Genomic DNA, 17758 nt, shown 5'->3' with positions numbered 1-17758 from the left:
GTCTTTTTACCTGCACGAGCCGTGCATCAGCGCATCAGCAGGCTGCCGAAGCCCGGCACGGGATCGTCGATACCCGCGAGCCGCAGCGCGTGCCATGCGAGCGCATGATTGCTCGACAGAACGGGCTTGCCCGCACGTGCTTCGATTTCGGCCAGCGCATCGACGATGCGAAGGCTCGTGCACGACACGAATACGGCATCGACGGCCGGATCGGCGGCGAGCGTCAGCACCGCGTGCTCGATCGACGCGCGCTCGATCCGCGCGACCTCGTTGTCGTCGCGGTGCTCGAACGAGCCCACCCGCACGATATCCACGCCGCGCGCGCGCAAATACGCGGCCATCGCATCGTTGATCGCGCGCTCGTACGGCGTCAGCAGCGCGACCCCGCGCGCGCCGAGCGCCGCGAGCGCGACGCGCGCCGCGGTAATCGGCGTCGTGCACGCGACGCCGGGCCGCGCCTCGCGGATGCGCTCGAATACGCGTTCCTCGCCGAGCACCGTCGACGCCGACGTGCAGCCGAACGCCACGACGTCGAGGCGCTCGCCCGGCCGGATCAATTCGACCGCGGCGCAGATCCCGCCATCCATCCGCGCGAGCGTCTCGGCCGTGATCTCGGCCGAATTCGCGATCCGGCTTTCGTAGAAGGCGACACCGTCGATGGCGAGCAGACGCCGCCACTCGTATTCGATCGTATGATCGGTCGCCAGCACGACAAGACCGATCGCCGCACGCCGCGCGATGCCGGCGTCGAGCGAGAAATCGAAGCGGGCGTAGGCGTCGTGCACCGCGCCGGCTCCGATGCCCGGATCCTGGGAGGTGGAGAGAAGTTCGCTCATTGCAAGGTCATCCCGGTGATGTCGATATCGGGCCGCTTGCCGTGGATCAGATCCGCCACGATCTTCGCGGTGCCGCACGACATGGTCCAGCCCATATGGCCGTGGCCGGTGTTGAAGAACAGGTTGCGGTGCCGGGATGCGCCAATGATCGGCGTGCCCTCCGGCGTCATCGGCCGCAGCCCGGCCCAGTACGACGGCTTCGAGTAGTCGGCGCCGTTCGGGAACAGTGCCTGCGCGGTCGCCAGCATGTGTGTGAAATCGGCCGGCGAATGCATGGTGTCGTAGCCGCTGAACTCGGCTGTCGCGGTCAGCCGCAGCCGGTCGCCGAAGCGGGCCCATGCAACGAGCTGGTTTTCCTCGACGCCGCCGAGCGCGGGCGGCTCGTGCGTGTCGCCGATCGGCAGCGTGACCGAGTACCCCTTGACCGGATAGATCGGCAACCGGTAACCGAGCGAACGCGCGACGACCGGCGAATACGAGCCGAGCGCGAGCACGTATCGATCGCCGGTCACGCGGCCGTGCGACGTCTCGACGTAGTCGATCGCATCGGCGCTCGCGCGCACGCCGTCGATCGACGTGTCGAAGCGGAATTCGACGCCGAGCGCACGGCAGCGCTCGGCGAGCGCGCGCGTGAAGAGATGCGCGTCGCCGCTCTCGTCGGTCGGGCAGTGAATCGCGCCCGCGATCGCACCCGCCGCATGGCGTAGCGCCGGCTCGCGTTCGATGGTGGCCCGCGCATCCAGGATGTCGAGCGGCAGACCGTTGTCGGTCAGGATCCGCATGTTCGCGACGCCGCGGTCCAACGACGCCGGATCGCGGTACAGGTACAACAGCCCTCCGCTCGTCCGGTCGTACTCGAGCAGTTCGTCGCGCGTCGCCTGCTGAAGCCGCTGCTGCGCATAACGACACAGCCGTACCTTGATCGACGTGTTGCGTCGCGAGCGCTCGGCCGTGCAGTTCTGCAGGAACAGCGCGCACCAGGCCCACATTCGCCAGTCGGGCGTCCATTTGAGCCGCAGCGCCTGGCCTTCGGCAAACAGCGACTTGAAGAGAATCTTCGGCGCGCGCGGCGACGCCCAGGTGTACGAATGACCGGGGGCGATCAACCCCGCGTTCGCGAAGCTCGTTTCGAGCGCGACACCGTTGCGACGTTCGATCACCGTCACCTCGTCGCCCGCCTTCGCGAGAAAGTACGCAGTGGTCACGCCGACGATGCCGCCGCCGAGCACGATCGTCTTCATACGCCGATTCTCCTGTACTAGCTCGCGGCGATCGCCGCGATCTCGACCGTGTACTGCGGAAACGCGAGCTTCGATTCGACGCACGCGCGGGCCGGGGCTTCGCCCTCAGGCACCCACGCGTCCCATACGCCGTTCATCTCGGCGAAGCTGCGATAGTCGGCCAGCCAGATGCTCGCGGACACGATCCGGCGCTTGTCGAGCCCCGCGTCTTCGAGCAGCCGGTCGATCTTGTCGAGGATCTGACGGGTCTGGCCCGCCACGTCGAGCGACGTGTCGTCCGCCACCTGCCCTGAGACGAATGCCAGCCCGCCCGCGACCACCAGCTGGCTCATCCGTTCACTTACGCCGTATCGCTTGATCTCCACCATCTGACCGCCCTCCGATGTCGTGTCGAGTTGGGCAAATTTAAGCACCGCAATTCACCTCTGTATACACTTTTTTCAGAAATACCTTCAATTGCTCCATCGTGGCGCGAGTGTGCACCACGACTATCCACGCTCTTTATCCGCGTGCATAAATGCATGAAAACAGGGCGATTTTTCTATCACCTCCGAGGCCTTCGCAATTCTTCACAGCAGTTCGAAAATTTATATTCAAACGATTTTTGATCTGTGATTCTGTCGACACTTCTGTATATCAAACCACGCCGCCATCCGTGCGGCCGACCATACGACGGGAGAACGAAGATGAAGACAAGTCAGTGGAGTGTCGGTATCTGGATCGCGCTCGGTGCGATTGCGTCAGGCGCTGCGCAGGCCGACGTCAGCGTGGGCGCGGTGCTGCCGCTGACCGGCGCGAGTGCGTCCATCGGCGAAGACCAGCGCCGCGGCATCGAGCTTGCCGTCGCGCAGATCAATGCGAAGGGCGGCGTGCTGGGCCAGAAGCTCGCCGTGCGGATCGAGGATTCGGGCGGCTCGGCCAATACCGCACTCGACGCCGCGCGCAAGCTCGCGACCGTCGAGCACGTGCCGGTCGTGCTCGGCGAGTTTTCGTCGTCGGTGACGATTCCGGTCGGACAGTTCCTGGTACGCCAGGGCGACGTGCACATCAACATCGGCTCGTCGAGCCAGCAAGTGCGCAAGATCGGCGCGGGCTCGTTCAGCGTGATCGGGCTGGACGACCTGTCCGCGCGCTTCGCCGCCCAGGACGTGTACGCCCGCAAGCTGCGCCGCATCGCGCTGATTGCGCCGAACAACGGCTACGGCCAGGGTATCGCGGGCGAATTCAAGAAGCGTTTCGAGGCGCTCGGCGGCACGGTGGTGTCGACGGTGCTCTACACGGAAGGGCAGTCGACCTATCGCCGCGAACTGGAGCAGGCGTCGCGCGCGCAGCCCGACGCGTATGTCTACAGCGCGTATGGCCAGGAGGCCGCGACGCTGAACCGGCAGGCATTCGAGATGCAGCTCAACCAGCATCCGTGGTACGGCATCTACCTGACGATGTGCACGAGCGACACGCCTTCGCAGATCGCGCAAGGCCAGATCGGCCTCGAAGTCGCCGCGCTCGGCGCGGGCGCGAAAGCGTATGCGAGCGCTTATCAAGCCGCGTACAACGAGGCGCCGCGATCGGCGTTCGGCAGCTATGCGTACGACGCGACGCTGTTGTCTGCCGCGGCGATCGGCCGTGCGCAGTCCACCGACCCGGCCAGGATTCGCACGGCGCTCGCGGCATTGGGCAAGTCGTATGCCGGCGTGACCGGCGCGATCGCGTTCGATGCCGACGGCCAGCGGGAAGTACAGCCCTACGAGAAGGTGGTCTATCGCCAATCGGTCGTCGCGCAGCAGTGAGCGGCCGCCCGCCTTGATGAACCCGAGGACATCGCCATGCTGTCATTCATTGTCGACGTATTGATCCGCACCGCCGACCTGATGCTGGTGTCGGTCGGCCTGTCGACGCTCTATTCGCTGATCCGCTTTCCCAACATCGCGCATGTCCAGTACGCGATGCTCGGCGCATTCGCGACGCTCTGGCTGGAGCGCGCAGGGCTGCCGTTCGCGCTCGCGACGGCCGTGTCCTGCGTGCTGATCGGCACCGCCGCGACGCTGCTGAACCTGTTCGTGTTCGCGAGGCTCCTGCGTTCGGGCAGCGCGGTGGCGATGATCGGCTCGCTCGCGATCTCGATGCTCGCGGTCGCGCTGGTGCTCGGCATCGCCGGCTCGCGGCCGCAGCAGTATGCGCAGGACGTGCATCCGCCGCTGTCGATCGCCGGCATCGCGCTGTCCGTGCCGCAGCTGGGCTCGATCGCGTGCGGCGCCGGCGCGCTCGCGATATTCGCGGCACTGCTGTACCGCACCGGCCTCGGGCGGGCGATGCGGGCGCTCGCGTCGAATCGCGCGCTGGCGCTCGCGACCGGCATCGACGCGACGCGCGTGACCAACGTGATCACGTTCGCGAGCGGCGTGCTGGCGGCGCTCGGCGGCACGATGCTCGGCGCCACCGAGAGCGTGCATGTGAATCTCGGCTACGGGCTGCTGATTCCGGTGTTCTCCGCGGCGATCCTGGGCGGTCTCGGCAATCCGCTCGGCGCCGCGGCGGGCGCGCTCCTGATCGCCCTCGCCGAAACCGTCGCGTTGAACGTCGATTTCGGTGCGCTCGTCGATCGGCCGATGCAATTCTTTCCGGTCGAGTATGTCGGCGCAGTGTCGTTCGCGATCCTGCTCGTCGCGCTGATCTTCCGGCCCTACGGAATCTTCGATCGGGAGGTGCGGCGTGTCTAGCTTCGTCATCCATCTGCTGACCATCGGCTGCCTGTACGCGACGATGGCGCTCGGGCTGAACCTGCAGGCCGGCTATGCGGGGCTCGTCAATTTCGGCTTCATTGCGTTCGCCGGGCTCGGCGCGTACGCGGCCGGCATCGCGTCGCAGCTCGGCTGGCCGCTGTTTTCGGCGCTGGCGCTCGCGCTGGCCGCGGCGGGCGCGCTGGCGTTCGTCGTCGCGCGGCTCGGACGGCAGCTCACCGCCGACTACTGGGGGATCGCGACGCTCGCGATCGCCGAGATCCTGCGCACGATCGCGCTCAACGAAAGCTGGCTCACCGGCGGCGCGCAAGGCATCGGCGGCATCGCGCCGCTGTTCCCGGGGCTGCGGGCGCCGTGGGCCGATCTCGCCTTCCTCGCGGTCACGGCCGGCTGCCTCGGGCTCACCTACGCGACGTACCGGCGCCTGACCGCAAGCCGCTTCGGCCGGGCGCTGAAGGTGATGCGCGAAGAACCCGCGCTCGCGGTCTGCTTCGGCTACGATCCGCTCGCGCTGAAAACGCGTGCATGCATTGCCGGTGCGCTCCCCGCCGCGCTCGCCGGGGCGCTCGCCACCTGGTACATCGGCTATGTCGGGCCGGACGCGATGATCGCGTCCGAGACCTTCGCGCTCTGGACCGTCGTGATGGTCGGCGGCCTCGGCAGCCACGCGGGCGTGCTGGTGGGCACGCTGATCGTGCAGGCCGTCTACGCGCTGGCGCCGTTTCTCAAGGACTGGCTCGCGGTCGGCAGCGACCTGACCGGTGCGGTGCGGCTCGGCCTGGTCGGCCTAATGCTGCTCGCGTGCGTGCTCTGGCGCCCGCACGGGCTCGTGCCGGAGCGCCTGGAGGTGCGGCCATGAGCGCGCTGCTCGATCTCGACGGCGTGACGATTCGCTACGGCGAGAACGTCGTCTTGTCCGGGGTCACGCTGTCGGTCGACGGCGGCGAGATCGTCGGGCTGCTCGGCCCGAACGGCTCCGGCAAGAGCACCGCGCTCAACGCGATCACCGGCTTCGCGCCGCTCGCGGCGGGCGCCATCCGCTTCGACGGTCAGCGGATCGACGCGCTGTCGCCGCACAAGATTGCCCGGCTGGGCGTGCGCCGCACGTTCCAGTTGCCGTCGATGCCCGCGCGCATGTCGGTGCTCGAACTCGCGATGGCGGCTTCGTCCGCGCGCCACGGAATCGGCGCCGCACTCTGGCGCGGCCGCGCGACGCGCGTGCTCGATGCCGCTACCCGTGCGCGCGCCGTCGCGCTGCTGGACGAGCTGAAGCTGTCCGGCGTCGCGCACCTGCCCGCCGCGTCGATCTCCGGCGGCCAGAAGAAGCTGCTGGGCATTGCGTGCGCGATGATGACCGAGCCCAAGCTGCTGTTGCTCGACGAGCCGACCGCCGGCGTGCACCCGAACCTGCGCGGCGAATTGATCGACGAGCTGCGGCGGATTCGCGAACAGGGCGTCACGCTGGTCGTCATCGAACACGACATGCATTTCATCCGCGAGCTATGCGACCGCTGCGTCGTACTGGATCGCGGCGTGGCGATCGCGAACTGCCGTCCGACGGAACTGGAACGCAACCGTCGCGTACTCGATGCCTATCTCGGCCGCGCACATGCCGCTCGTCGTCCACTGGAGGCCTCATGATCGACGTGTGCGAACTCGTCGCCGGCTACACACCCGAAGTCGACATCCTGCATGGCGTGTCGCTCACGGTCGGCGCCATCGACATCGTGACGATCCTCGGCCCGAACGGCTGCGGAAAATCGACGCTGCTGAAGTCGATCGCGGGCTTCGTCCTGCCTCGTGCGGGCAGCGTGACGATCCAGGGCACCGACGTGGCGCGTGTGCCGGTCCATCGGAAGATCCGCGAGTACGGCATCGGCTTCGTGCCGCAGACCGACAACGTGTTCGCGTCGCTGACCGTGCGGGAAAACCTGATGCTGGGCGGCCAGTCGATGTCCGCGTTTCCGCGCGAGGCACGGATCGACGAGCTGTGCGAGCAGTATCCGGTCCTGCGGCGTCGCTACCGGTCGCCGGCAGGCGCATTGTCCGGCGGCGAGCGGCAGATCGTGTCGCTCGCGCGTGCGCTGATGCCGCGCCCGGTGTTGCTGCTGCTCGACGAGCCGTCGGCGGGCCTGTCGCCGAAGATGGTCGACGAGGTGTTCGACGCGATCGTCCGGATGCGCGACACCGAGCATATCGGCGTGCTGATGGTCGAGCAGAATGCGATCGAGGCGCTGCGCATCGCGGATCGCGGCATCGTGCTGACGATGGGGCGCGTCGCGCTCGAAGGGCCTGCTGCCGAGTTGCTCGACAGCGACGAGATGCGGCGCCTGTACCTCGGCGGGCGGGCCGCATGAACGGCGGGAGCGCCACGCCGGCCGCCGGCGCTTACGCATCCGCGGCCGCGCGCCCCGTACTAGTGATGGTCGCGCTCGCGTGCGGCTTCGTGATGGCCATGCTCGACGTGACGATCGTCAACGTCGCGCTGAAGGCCATGGAAACCAGCCTGTCGATGTCGCTGACCGCGCTGGTGTGGGTCGTCGATGCGTACACGCTCAGCTTCGCGGCGCTGCTGTTGCTCGGCGGCGCGCTCGCGAACCGCTACGGATCGAAAGCCGTCTACGTCGCCGGGCTTGCGCTGTTCGTCGGCGCGTCGGTGCTGTGCGCGGCCGCGCAGTCCAGCGGCGCACTCGTCGCGGCGCGCCTCGCACAGGGTGTCGGCGCGGCGCTCTTCATGCCGAGTTCGCTGAGCCTGCTCACGCTCGCGTTCCCGCCGGGACCGACCCGCACGCGGATGATCGGCATCTGGGGCGCGCTGGTGTCGGCCGCGATGGCGCTCGGCCCCTGCGTCGGCGGCATGCTGGTCGAGGCGATCGGCTGGCGCGGCATCTTCTGGGTGAACCTGCCGGTCGGTGCCGCCGGCCTGTGGCTCACGTACCGGCATATCGCGCGGGCGCCGCGTCATCCCGGCCCGTTGAATGCGCTCGGTCATCTGTTCGGGGCGCTGGCGCTCGCCGCTCTGAGCTTCACGCTGATCGAAGGGCCCAGCGCCGGCTGGCGCTCGCCGTCCATCATCGCCGGCGTGGCCGCGACATTGGCCGCAACCGCGGCATTCGCATTACGGGAGCGCTACGCGAACTCGCGCATCCTGTCGCCGGCGCTGCTCGCGCACCGGCGTTTCGTCGCGGGCAGCACGCTGGGCCTCGCGATCAACTTCGGAATCCTCGCCGAAATCTTTTTGTTGAGCCTCTATTTGCAGAACGTCCGCGGCGCGAGCGCACTCGTCGCCGGATTCGAACTGTTTCCACTGATGGCGATGTTCGGCATCGGCAATCTCGCGTCCGCGAAGGTCAGCGCCCGGCTCGGCACGCGCCGCACACTGCTCATCGGGCTCGCGCTCGCCGCGCTCGGCAGCGTGACGCTCGTCGGCGTCGCGGCGATGCCGTATCCGCTGCTGGCCGTCGCGGTCGGCGTCGCCAACTTCGGCGCCGGCCAGGCCATTCCGGCAATGAACCTCGTCGTGATGCAGTCGGCCGATGCGGCGGACGCGAACCTCGCCGCCGCATCGCTGAACGCGAGCCGGCAGATCGGCTCGCTCGTGGGCATCGCGATCGCATCGGTGATCCTGCACGTGATCGACGATCCGAACCGCGCGACGGCTGTCGGCTTCGCGGTGATCGCCGCGCTGTACGCGCTCGGCTTCGCGGTCGTATTTCGCGCGATTCACGCCGGGGGCGCCGAGCAGCCGTAGCCGGGCGCGCACGGATATCGACGGCAACCGGCGTAATCGACGCATTCGGTGTATTCCGCGTATCACGCACGCATTTTTTCCTCTTGAAGCGAGGGACCTCATGCAAACAGCGATTGGCCGTAAAGGACTGATTCTGGCGGGCGGCTCGGGCACCCGGCTCCATCCGCTCACGCATTCGGTATCGAAGCAGTTGATGCCGGTGTACGACAAACCGATGATCTATTACCCGCTCAGCACGATCATGCTGTCGGGTATCCGCGACGTGCTGATCATCTCGACGCCGCGCGATCTCGACGCTTTCCAGCAACTGCTCGGCGACGGCAACCAGTGGGGCATGAGCTTTTCGTATGCGGCGCAGCCGAGCCCCGACGGTCTTGCCCAGGCATTCGTGATCGGCGCGCCGTTCATCGGTCGCGATGCAGCGACGCTCGTGCTCGGCGACAACATCTATCACGGGCCCGCACTGTCGTCGCTGCTGCAACAAGCCGCCGCACGGACCACCGGCGCGACCGTATTCGGCTATTACGTGCGCGATCCCGAGCGCTACGGCGTCGTGTCGTTCGACGCGCACGGCCGCGCGATCGACCTCGAGGAGAAACCGCGCGAGCCGAAGTCGCACTATGCGGTCACCGGCCTCTATTTCTACGACAACGACGTCGTCGAACTCGCGAAGGCCGTGCGACCGTCCGCGCGCGGCGAGCTGGAAATCACCGACCTGAATCTCGCGTATCTCGCGCGCGGCGCGCTGAATGTCGAGATACTCGGGCGCGGCTACGCATGGCTCGACACCGGCACGCACGAATCGCTGCTCGATGCGGCCAATTTCATCCAGGTGATGCAGGCGCGGCAGGGCCTGCAAATCGCGTGTCCCGAGGAAATCGCGTACCGGCTCGGCTGGATCGATGCGGAGCAGCTCGAAACGCTCGCCCACAAGCTCGCGAAAAGCGGGTACGGCCGCTATCTGCTCGACCTGCTGAGCAAGGAGGTCGCCGCATGACACGGGTGATCGAAACGCCGCTGCCCGGCGTGCTGATGATCGAGCCCGGCGTGTTCGGCGACGCACGCGGTTTTTTCGTCGAAAGCTTCCGGGAAAGCTGGCTGCGCGAAGCGGGTGTCGACGCAAGCTTCGTCCAGGACAACCAGTCGCGCTCGCGTCGCGGTGTGCTGCGCGGGCTGCACTACCAGCGGGTGAATCCGCAAGGCAAGCTGGTCCACGCGGCGCGCGGCGCGGTCTACGACGTCGCCGTCGACATCCGGCGCGGTTCGCCGTCCTTCGGCCGCTGGTTCGGCGCGCAGCTCGACGACGTATCGCACCGGATGCTATGGATTCCGCCCGGCTTCGCACACGGCTTTTGCGTGTTGTCCGACGAGGCCGACTTCGCGTACAAGTGCACGCAGTACTACGATCCCGATTCGGACGCGGGCGTGCGCTGGGACGATCCGGCGATCGGCATCGACTGGCCCGATCCCGGCGCGCCGTATCAGTTGTCGGACAAGGATCGGCGGCAGCCTCCGCTCGCCGAACTGGCCGCCGACGCGCCGGCGATGCTGCCGGCATACGGGAGTGCGCGATGACGATCGTCGTGACCGGCGCGCTCGGCCAGGTGGGGCGCGAATTGGCGCTGCGCGCGGGCGGGCAGCCGCTGGTCGGGCTGTCGCGTGCGGCGCTGGACATCGCCGATGCGGACGCGGTGCGCCGCGCGCTCGACGAACACCGCGCCACGCTCGTGATCAATGCCGCGGGATGGACGGCCGTCGACCGTGCGGAGACCGAGCCCGATGCTGCATGGCGGGCGAACCGCGACGGCCCGGCCGTGCTGGCCGACGCGTGCGCCGCGCGCGGCATTCCATTGATCCATCTGTCGACCGACTATGTGTTCGACGGCAGCATGCCGGGCGCGTATGCCGAGACCGCCGCCGTCGCGCCGCTCGGCGTGTACGGCCGCAGCAAGCTCGCCGGCGAGGACGCGGTGCGCGCGCGATTGCCCGACCGTCACCTGATCCTGCGCGTCGCATGGGTATTCGGCGCGCACGGCAGCAATTTCGTGCGAACCATGCTGCGCGTCGGGCGCGAGCGCGATGTCGTCGGCGTCGTCGCCGATCAGTACGGCGGCCCGACGCATGCCGGTGCGATCGCCGATGCGCTGCTGACGATCGCGGCGCGATACCGGGCCGGCGAGACGCTGCGCTGGGGCACCTATCACCTGTGCGGCACGCCGGTGACGACGTGGCACGGCTTCGCGGAGACGATCTTCACCGAGGCGCGGCGCACCGGCCTCATCGATCGCGTGCCGTTCGTCCGGCCGATCCGGACCGACGCCTATCCGTTGCCTGCGCCGAGACCGGCGAATTCCGCGCTCGACTGCAGCCGCCTGCGAGAACACTTCGGCATCGCATCGCCTTCGTGGCTCGCCGGCCTCTCCGAAGTGCTTGCCACCTGGAACCGAACCTCATGAGCTATCGACCGAAACACGTGCTGGTGACGGGCGGTGCCGGCTTCATCGGCGCCAATTTCGTTCGTCATCTGCTCGAAAGCGACCCGCAGGTCAGCGTCATCACGCTGGATCTGCTGACCTATGCGGGCAGCCTCGACAATCTCGGCGACGACCTGCCGGGCGCCGATCGTCATCGCTTCGTCCTCGGCGACATCTGCAACCGGCCGCTCGTCGAGTCGCTGCTGCGCGACCATGCGATCGACACCGTCGTCCATTTCGCGGCCGAAAGCCACGTCGACCGCTCGATCGACGGCCCCGGCGAATTCGTCCGCACGAACGTGCTCGGCACCTGGACGCTGCTCGATGCTTGCCGCCAGCTATGGCTGAACGATCAAAAACTCGGCAGGGGCGATGCCCTCGCGCGCCGCCGCTTTCACCATATCGGCACCGACGAGGTGTTCGGCTCGCTGGCCCCCGACGACCCGCCCTTTTCCGAAACGACGCCTTATGCGCCGAATTCTCCGTACTCGGCCACCAAGGCAAGCTCGGACCATCTCGCGCGAGCCTATTTCCATACGTACGGATTGCCCGTCACCACGACGAACTGCTCGAACAATTACGGGCCGCGCCAGCACGGCGAGAAATTCATTCCGACCGTGATCCGTCATTGCATCGACGGCACCGACATCCCCGTGTACGGCGACGGCGCGAACGTGCGCGACTGGCTGTACGTCGACGACCATTGCCGCGCGATCGACGCGGTCATCCGGCGCGGGACGGTCGGCGAGACCTACAACGTCGGCGGCTGCAACGAATGGCGCAATGTCGACATCGTCGCGCTGATCTGTACGCTGCTCGACGAGCGGCGGCCCGAACACGCACCGCATGCGCGTCTCGTCCGGTTCGTCACCGATCGCCCCGGTCACGACCGGCGGTATGCGATCGATGCGGGGAAGCTCGACCGCGAACTGCAATGGCGGCCGGCGGAGAGTTTCGAAACGGGGATCGTGAAGACGCTGGACTGGTATGTGTGACGTCCGGCCGGCAGCACGACCGTCATGAAACCGTGAACCGAACCGAGCGCGCGGGCTCGCGGCCCGCTGCGCCCATCCCCGGATACGGATGCTGCCGGCAACGAACCGCCCGGTTCAGTCGATTCCCTTCAACGCATCGAGCCCGTCCGGCAGCTTCGCATCCGGAAACTGCGTGGACAGCGTCGCGTCCCGCCACCGCGCGGCCTCTTCCGCGCGCTGCCGCTCCGCCTGCTCGCAGACGAACAGCGCATCGCCGCCGAGCAGCAGGCGCAGCGGGACGTCGTCGCGGCGCGACAGGTCGACGATCAGCGCCGCAATTCGCGCGGGATCGCCGATCTCGTGGCCGCCATACATGCCGAGCAGGTCGAGGATCTTCCCGACCGACGGCTGGTAGTCGGGCAGCAGGTCGTCGATCCCGCGCTTCGCCTGCGCGGCCCATTCGGTGCGCATTCCGCCCGGTTCGAGCGTGCACACACGCACGCCGAACGGCGCGGTTTCCTTCGCGAGCACGTCGCTGAATCCGCCGACCGCCCACTTCGCCGCCTGATACGCGGACAATCCGGGCGTCGAGGTGCGCCCGCCGACCGACGACACCTGGAAGATGTGCCCCGCGCGCTGCGCGCGCATCGCCGGCAGCACCGCGCGCGTCAGGTTGACCACGCCGAACAGGTTCGTCTCGATCTGGTCGCGGAAGGCGTCGGCGCTCGTCTGCTCGAACGGCGCCGTGTGGCCGTAACCCGCGTTGTTCACCAGCACGTCGATACGGCCGAACGCCGCATGTGCCGCCGCGACGGCCCGCGCCGCCGCCGCTTCATCGGTAACGTCGAGCTCGACCGGCAACAACCGGTCGCCGTACCGTTCGGCCAGATCGGCCAGTCGCGCAGGATCGCGCGCCCCGGCCACCAGCCGGTCGCCCGCTGCCAGCACCGCTTCCGAAATCGCTCGCCCCAGGCCGCGGGCGGCCCCCGTTACCAACCAGACTTTCGACATTTTCCACTCCTTGATCATGGTTAAACCATATTAATGAATGATTACTCACTCATTAATATGGGCGACGCATCGATCCTTCGTGATCTGCATCGCCCTGCCTGAAACACCCTGCCCGTCGTTGCGGCATGCACCGCCACGACGCCCATTCCCGACTCACACCGCGTGCAACACGGCCCACAACGCGCGAAACCCGGCTTCCCGGTAGGCATCGGCCCGCGCCGGATCGCGCGCGATCGACTCCATCGCGGTTTCCGCGATCGACGTGAACAACGCCGCGCAGAACGCATGCGCTTCGTCGCGGCTCAACGCGCCCGACGCGGCGACCTGCTCGCGCAGCAGCGTGCCGATCGCGCCGAAGCCTTCCGAGCCGGCGGCCCGATGCGCGTCGTCGATGCGACCGCTCACGCCGAGCTGCTGCAGCGCGCGCCGGCCGTCCGGATTCGCGACGCCCCACGACACATAGCCGTTCCACGCATGCCGCACCGCCTGCTCGGCCGGCGCGTGCTCCGGAAACCCGGTCATCATCGCTTCGCGCATGTCGGCCTTCAGGCTCACGTACAGCGCGTTCAACAACGCATCCTTGGTTTCGAAATAGGTGAATACCGTGCCCTCCGCGACACCGGCGAGCCTCGCGATCCGCGCGGTCGTCGCGGTCGCGCCGTCTTCGGCGAGCGCGCGCGCGGCCGCGGCGAGAATGGCTTCGTGCTTGTCGGGACTGCGCGGTCGGGCCACGTTCGGCTCCTTTAATGAGTGAGCGCTCAATCATAATCAACCCGTCATCAGGAACGCAAGCCCTGTTACATCCGGGGGAACGCATACGCAATCCATCAAAACGGTGCACTATTAGCGTTTTGCCGTACCGGCGCCGGCCATCCGGCGCCCGATGCCTCGACGTTCGTTTCACGTTCACCGTTTCAAACCGCGAACCTCCCATGACGAATCAGCCTTCCCAGACCGCGGCCGACCGGCCCGTCGACATGATCATTTTCGGCGGCGGCGGCGACCTCGCCGCCCGCAAGCTGTTGCCCGCGCTGTACATGGCGCACCTGCACTGCAATCTTCCGCCCGAGACGCGCATCATCGCCGTCGGCCGCCGCGACTGGGGCATCGACGGCTATCGCAAGTTCATGGACGAGCAGTCGCGCCCGTTCATCGACGAGAAGGCGTTCGACGCCGACGCGTGGAGCCGCTTCCTCGACCTGTTCAAGTACGTGCTGATCGACGTGAACGCGCCGGACGACTATCTGCGGCTCGCGGAAGCGGCGCGCGGCGATGCGATCCGCGTGTTCTACCTGTCGACGTCGCCCGAGCTGTTCACGACGATCTGCGACAACCTGTCGGCCGCGCACCTCGTCGACGCACGCTCGCGCGTCGTCCTCGAAAAGCCGCTGGGTCACGATCTCGCGTCCGCGAAGGCGATCAACAACGCGGTCGGCAAGCACTTCGAGGAATCGCAGATCTATCGGATCGACCACTATCTCGGCAAGGAAACCGTGCAGAACCTGATGGTCCTGCGCTTCGGCAACCCGATCTTCGGGCCGCTGTGGCAGGCGCCGAACATCCGCAGCGTACAGATCACGGTGGCGGAGACGGTCGGCGTCGGTAGCCGCGCGGGTTTCTACGACCATACCGGCGCGCTGCGCGACATGGTGCAGAACCACCTGCTGCAGCTGCTGTGCATCGTCGCGATGGAGCCGCCCGTGTCGCTCGACCCTGACGCCGTGCGCGACGAGAAGCTGAAGGTGCTGCGCTCGCTGCGGCCGATGTCGCTATCGGACGTCGCACGCGACACGGTGCGCGGCCAGTACACGGCCGGCGCGGTCGACGGCCAGCCGGTGAAGGGCTATCTCGAGGAAGACAACGTGCCGGCCGACAGCCGCGCGGAAACCTTCGTCGCGCTGCGGGCGCACATCAACAACTGGCGCTGGGCCAACGTGCCGTTCTTCCTGCGCACGGGCAAGCGGCTGCAGCGCCGCCAGTCGGAAATCGTGATCGAGTTCGCGGACATGCCGTTCTCGATCATCCCGACCGGCCCGCGCAATTACGGCAACCGCCTCGTGATCCAGCTCCAGCCGGAAGAGTCGATCCAGCTGCAGATGCTCGCGAAGGAGCCGGGCAGCGGGATGAACATGGTGCCGGTCAATCTGAACCTCGACCTGCAGCAGGCGATTCCGGAGCGGCGCGCGGAAGCGTACGAACGCCTGCTGATCGACGTGATCCGCGGCCGCCTCACGCACTTCATGCGTCGCGACGAGCTCGAAGCCGCGTGGACGTGGGTCGAGCCGATCCTCGAAGGCTGGAAGCAGCTCGGCGACCGGCCGCGCCTGTACACGGCCGGCACGTTCGGGCCGGCGGCTTCGTCGGCGCTGCTCGCGCGCGACGGGATGTCCTGGGCCGAAGAGGCGTAACCGCAGCACGACGGCGTGCCGCCCGCGCGGCACGCCCGCTCCCGAAGGGCAGCGCTACCTGCCCTGCGCCGCTACTGCGGCTCCATCCATGCGGCCTTGCGCCGCGCCGGCGCATCGCCGCTGCCGCTGCCGCCGCCCAGCACCTCGATCAGGTAGTCGACGAACGACGCGATCCGCGACGAGATCGCGGTATTGCGGTAGTACACCGCATGGATCGGCTGCTCGACCTCGAGCGTCTGGCGCGCGAGCACCTGCACGAGCCGCCCCGCTTCGCGATCCTGCGCAGTCATGAAATCCGACAGGCAGACGACGCCCACGCCCTCCAGCGCAAGCTGCCGCAGCGTCTCGCCGCTCGACGAACAGACGTCCGGCTCGATGCGGCACGCTTCGCCGTCGGTGCCGAGGATCGGCCACACGTTCAGCGATTCGGGCTGCGTGAAGCCGAGCAGCGTGTGCTTGTCGAGATCCTCGACCTTGCGCGGCTGGCCGTGCGCTTCGAGATACGCGGGGCTCGCGAGAATGCGCAGCCGGCTGTTGCCGATGCGCCGGCTGTGCAGCGTCGAATCCTTCAGCCGGCCGATCCGGATCGCGACGTCGGTGCGCCGCTCCAGCAGGTCGATGATGCCCTCGTTGCTGTTCAACTCCAGCTCGACCTTCGGGTAGCGTTCGCGATAGCCGCGCACGAGCGGCACGATCACGTGGAGCATGAACGGCGTCGCAGCGTCGACGCGCAGGCGCCCCGACGGCATCTCGCGCCGCGCGAGCATCTGCTCCTCCGCGTTCTCGACCGATTCGATGATCGCGCGCGCATCCTGCAGGAACGCACGCCCCTCCTCGGTCAGTTCGAGCCGGCGCGTGGTCCGGCGCAGCAGCGTGGTCTTCAGCTTCTCCTCGAGCCGCGCGAGCGTGCGGCTGGTTGCCGACACGGTGAGGTCGAGCTGCTGGGCGGCAGCGGTGATCGAACCGGTGTCGACCACGGCCGCAAAGGCCTGGAGTTCGTCGAGCGTGATCTTCATTGTTGATTTTAAATCAAAACAATTTGGTTTATAGCCCAGTTTTTCCGCAAAAGTAAAGGCGGCACACTGCGATCCATCCTTACTGGAACCCGGATCCCACCATGCCACTCGCCCTGCTTGCGCTGACCATCAGCGCCTTTGCCATCGGCACCACCGAATTCGTGATCGTCGGGCTGATCCCGACGATCGGCGCCGATCTCGGCGTCAGCCTGCCGTCGGCCGGCCTGCTCGTCAGCCTCTATGCACTGAGCGTCGCCATCGGCGCGCCGCTGCTCACCGCGCTCACCGGCCGCGTGCCGCGCAAGACGCTGCTCGCCGGGCTGATGGCGCTCTTCACCGTCGGCAACCTCGTCGCCTGGCAGGCGCCGAGCTACGAATCACTGATCGTCGCGCGCATCCTCACCGGCCTCGCGCACGGCGTGTTCTTCTCGGTCGGCTCGATCATCGCGACGACGCTCGTGCCGAAGGACAAGGCCGCCAGCGCGATCGCGACGATGTTCAGCGGCATGACCGTTGCATTCGTCGCCGGCATTCCGCTCGGCACCTTCATCGGCCAGCACTTCGGCTGGCGCGCGACGTTCCTGATCGTCGCGCTGTTCGGCCTCGTCGCGTTCCTCGGCGCCGTCGCCTTCGTGCCGCGCGGGCTGCCGCAGACGCCGCCGGCGCCGCTCGCCCGCCAGCTGCGCGTGCTCGCCCAGCCGCGCCTGCTGCTCGTCTTCGCGATGACGGCCGTCGGCTACGGCGGTTCGCTGATCGCGTTCACGTACATGGCGCCGCTGCTCGAACAGATCGCCGGCTTCACGCCGTCGCAGGTCAGCCTCGTGCTCGTCGGCTACGGCGTGTCGGTCGCGTTCGGCAACGTGTGGGGCGGCAAGCTCGCGGATGCCGTCGGCCCCGTGAAGGCGCTCAAGCGGATCTTCCTGCTGCTCGCGATCGTGCTGCTCGCGCTGACCTTCACGATCCACGTGAAATGGCTGGCAGTGCTGACGATGCTCGCCTGGGGTGCCGTCGCGTTCGGCAACGTGCCGGGGCTGCAGGTCTACGTCGTCAAGCAGGCGCGCCACTTCGCGCCGGACGCCGCCGACGTCGCATCGGGCTTCAACATCGCCGCCTTCAACCTCGGCGTGGCCGGCGGCTCGTCACTCGGCGGCCTGATCGTCGCGAACGTCGGCCTCGGCCACACGCCGTGGATCGCCGCCGTCGTCACGCTCGGCGCATTCGCGCTCACCGCACTGAGCGGCCGGCTCGACCGCCGCCACGGGCTGCCGGCACGCACGGCCGAACCCGTCGAACTCGCCCATTGAACGTC

The 17758-nt window shown here is 67.7% G+C and carries 18 protein-coding genes; 12 read left to right on the top strand and 6 right to left on the bottom strand.

From position 1 onward, the window contains the following. Positions 1 to 26: 26 nt before the first annotated feature. The 3 genes from AC5LXX_RS17650 to AC5LXX_RS17640 are packed head-to-tail and all read right to left on the bottom strand — an operon-like array spanning position 27 to position 2445. Entirely contained in the window at positions 27 to 836 is an 810-nt protein-coding gene (locus tag AC5LXX_RS17650; RefSeq protein WP_493412457.1) for a maleate cis-trans isomerase family protein, read from the bottom strand. Then, positions 833 to 2077 carry a D-amino acid dehydrogenase gene (locus AC5LXX_RS17645; protein WP_493412456.1) on the bottom strand — a complete coding sequence of 415 codons (1245 nt, stop codon included), beginning with the start codon at positions 2075 to 2077 and terminating at the stop codon, positions 833 to 835. Before AC5LXX_RS17645 ends, AC5LXX_RS17650 begins: the two co-directional genes overlap by 4 nt. Before the next feature lie 17 nt (positions 2078 to 2094). Then, positions 2095 to 2445, bottom strand: coding sequence for a RidA family protein (locus tag AC5LXX_RS17640; RefSeq protein WP_493413453.1), 351 nt, complete (start codon positions 2443 to 2445; stop codon positions 2095 to 2097). Between the two features lie 318 nt (positions 2446 to 2763). Here AC5LXX_RS17640 and AC5LXX_RS17635 point away from each other — a divergent pair, with 318 nt between their 5' ends. From AC5LXX_RS17635 to rfbB, 10 genes are all read left to right on the top strand, one after another. Further along, entirely contained in the window at positions 2764 to 3864 is a 1101-nt protein-coding gene (locus tag AC5LXX_RS17635) for an ABC transporter substrate-binding protein (protein WP_124455511.1), read from the top strand. Positions 3865 to 3900: 36 nt separating this feature from the next. After that, positions 3901 to 4794, top strand: coding sequence for a branched-chain amino acid ABC transporter permease (locus tag AC5LXX_RS17630; RefSeq protein ID WP_493412455.1), 894 nt, complete (start codon positions 3901 to 3903; stop codon positions 4792 to 4794). Further along, complete coding sequence (locus AC5LXX_RS17625) at positions 4787 to 5674, top strand: branched-chain amino acid ABC transporter permease (RefSeq protein WP_493412454.1); 888 nt, start codon at positions 4787 to 4789, stop codon at positions 5672 to 5674. The genes AC5LXX_RS17630 and AC5LXX_RS17625 overlap by 8 nt, the downstream gene beginning before the upstream one ends. Further along, complete coding sequence (locus AC5LXX_RS17620) at positions 5671 to 6456, top strand: ABC transporter ATP-binding protein (protein WP_493412453.1); 786 nt, start codon at positions 5671 to 5673, stop codon at positions 6454 to 6456. The genes AC5LXX_RS17625 and AC5LXX_RS17620 overlap by 4 nt, the downstream gene beginning before the upstream one ends. Further along, complete coding sequence (locus tag AC5LXX_RS17615; RefSeq protein WP_493412452.1) at positions 6453 to 7172, top strand: ABC transporter ATP-binding protein; 720 nt, start codon at positions 6453 to 6455, stop codon at positions 7170 to 7172. Before AC5LXX_RS17620 ends, AC5LXX_RS17615 begins: the two co-directional genes overlap by 4 nt. Next, positions 7169 to 8566: an MFS transporter gene (locus AC5LXX_RS17610; protein ID WP_493412451.1), complete on the top strand. Its 1398-nt coding sequence runs from the start codon at positions 7169 to 7171 to the stop codon at positions 8564 to 8566. The genes AC5LXX_RS17615 and AC5LXX_RS17610 overlap by 4 nt, the downstream gene beginning before the upstream one ends. 100 nt (positions 8567 to 8666) lie before the next feature. Further along, complete coding sequence (rfbA, locus tag AC5LXX_RS17605; RefSeq protein ID WP_493412450.1) at positions 8667 to 9563, top strand: glucose-1-phosphate thymidylyltransferase RfbA; 897 nt, start codon at positions 8667 to 8669, stop codon at positions 9561 to 9563. Further along, entirely contained in the window at positions 9560 to 10141 is a 582-nt protein-coding gene (gene rfbC, locus AC5LXX_RS17600) for a dTDP-4-dehydrorhamnose 3,5-epimerase (protein ID WP_493412449.1), read from the top strand. The genes rfbA and rfbC overlap by 4 nt, the downstream gene beginning before the upstream one ends. Continuing rightward, complete coding sequence (gene rfbD / locus AC5LXX_RS17595; protein WP_493412448.1) at positions 10138 to 11022, top strand: dTDP-4-dehydrorhamnose reductase; 885 nt, start codon at positions 10138 to 10140, stop codon at positions 11020 to 11022. The genes rfbC and rfbD overlap by 4 nt, the downstream gene beginning before the upstream one ends. Then, complete coding sequence (gene rfbB / locus AC5LXX_RS17590; RefSeq protein WP_493412447.1) at positions 11019 to 12035, top strand: dTDP-glucose 4,6-dehydratase; 1017 nt, start codon at positions 11019 to 11021, stop codon at positions 12033 to 12035. The genes rfbD and rfbB overlap by 4 nt, the downstream gene beginning before the upstream one ends. Before the next feature lie 114 nt (positions 12036 to 12149). Here rfbB and AC5LXX_RS17585 read toward each other — a convergent pair whose 3' ends face one another. Both AC5LXX_RS17585 and AC5LXX_RS17580 read right to left on the bottom strand, forming a co-directional pair. After that, entirely contained in the window at positions 12150 to 13025 is an 876-nt protein-coding gene (locus AC5LXX_RS17585; protein WP_493412446.1) for an SDR family NAD(P)-dependent oxidoreductase, read from the bottom strand. Between the two features lie 153 nt (positions 13026 to 13178). Next, the gene (locus AC5LXX_RS17580) at positions 13179 to 13757 is read right to left on the bottom strand and encodes a TetR/AcrR family transcriptional regulator (protein WP_493412445.1); all 579 of its coding nucleotides are present in this window, start codon (positions 13755 to 13757) and stop codon (positions 13179 to 13181) included. Between the two features lie 200 nt (positions 13758 to 13957). Here AC5LXX_RS17580 and zwf point away from each other — a divergent pair, with 200 nt between their 5' ends. Further along, entirely contained in the window at positions 13958 to 15433 is a 1476-nt protein-coding gene (zwf, locus tag AC5LXX_RS17575) for a glucose-6-phosphate dehydrogenase (RefSeq protein WP_124455499.1), read from the top strand. A 71-nt stretch (positions 15434 to 15504) separates the two neighbouring features. On the opposite strand, the gene AC5LXX_RS17570 is transcribed toward zwf, so the two are convergent. After that, positions 15505 to 16449 (bottom strand): LysR substrate-binding domain-containing protein, encoded by a 945-nt coding sequence (locus tag AC5LXX_RS17570; RefSeq protein WP_493412444.1) that lies wholly within the window; start codon positions 16447 to 16449, stop codon positions 15505 to 15507. A 101-nt stretch (positions 16450 to 16550) separates the two neighbouring features. On the opposite strand from AC5LXX_RS17570, the gene AC5LXX_RS17565 reads away from it, so the two are divergent. Further along, complete coding sequence (locus tag AC5LXX_RS17565) at positions 16551 to 17753, top strand: MFS transporter (protein WP_493412443.1); 1203 nt, start codon at positions 16551 to 16553, stop codon at positions 17751 to 17753. Positions 17754 to 17758 lie beyond the last annotated feature (5 nt).

The sequence above is a fragment of the Burkholderia torrens genome, assembly GCF_984668525.1.
Note: the sequence above shows the minus strand (reverse complement) of the source record. Positions and strands in the feature narration are given on the sequence as shown.

Bases quoted from the DNA above. Each gene is read 5' to 3' on its own strand.
- AC5LXX_RS17620 (WP_493412453.1), top strand. From the start codon at position 5,671: ATGAGCGCGCTGCTCGATCTCGACGGCGTGACGATTCGCTACGGCGAG.
- AC5LXX_RS17630 (WP_493412455.1), top strand. From the start codon at position 3,901: ATGCTGTCATTCATTGTCGACGTATTGATCCGCACCGCCGACCTGATG.
- rfbD (WP_493412448.1), top strand. From the start codon at position 10,138: ATGACGATCGTCGTGACCGGCGCGCTCGGCCAGGTGGGGCGCGAATTG.
- AC5LXX_RS17565 (WP_493412443.1), top strand. From the start codon at position 16,551: ATGCCACTCGCCCTGCTTGCGCTGACCATCAGCGCCTTTGCCATCGGC.
- zwf (WP_124455499.1), top strand. From the start codon at position 13,958: ATGACGAATCAGCCTTCCCAGACCGCGGCCGACCGGCCCGTCGACATG.
- rfbC (WP_493412449.1), top strand. From the start codon at position 9,560: ATGACACGGGTGATCGAAACGCCGCTGCCCGGCGTGCTGATGATCGAG.
- rfbA (WP_493412450.1), top strand. From the start codon at position 8,667: ATGCAAACAGCGATTGGCCGTAAAGGACTGATTCTGGCGGGCGGCTCG.
- AC5LXX_RS17615 (WP_493412452.1), top strand. From the start codon at position 6,453: ATGATCGACGTGTGCGAACTCGTCGCCGGCTACACACCCGAAGTCGAC.
- rfbB (WP_493412447.1), top strand. From the start codon at position 11,019: ATGAGCTATCGACCGAAACACGTGCTGGTGACGGGCGGTGCCGGCTTC.
- AC5LXX_RS17610 (WP_493412451.1), top strand. From the start codon at position 7,169: ATGAACGGCGGGAGCGCCACGCCGGCCGCCGGCGCTTACGCATCCGCG.
- AC5LXX_RS17635 (WP_124455511.1), top strand. From the start codon at position 2,764: ATGAAGACAAGTCAGTGGAGTGTCGGTATCTGGATCGCGCTCGGTGCG.
- AC5LXX_RS17570 (WP_493412444.1), bottom strand. From the start codon at position 16,449: ATGAAGATCACGCTCGACGAACTCCAGGCCTTTGCGGCCGTGGTCGAC.
- AC5LXX_RS17640 (WP_493413453.1), bottom strand. From the start codon at position 2,445: ATGGTGGAGATCAAGCGATACGGCGTAAGTGAACGGATGAGCCAGCTG.
- AC5LXX_RS17585 (WP_493412446.1), bottom strand. From the start codon at position 13,025: ATGTCGAAAGTCTGGTTGGTAACGGGGGCCGCCCGCGGCCTGGGGCGA.
- AC5LXX_RS17650 (WP_493412457.1), bottom strand. From the start codon at position 836: ATGAGCGAACTTCTCTCCACCTCCCAGGATCCGGGCATCGGAGCCGGC.
- AC5LXX_RS17645 (WP_493412456.1), bottom strand. From the start codon at position 2,077: ATGAAGACGATCGTGCTCGGCGGCGGCATCGTCGGCGTGACCACTGCG.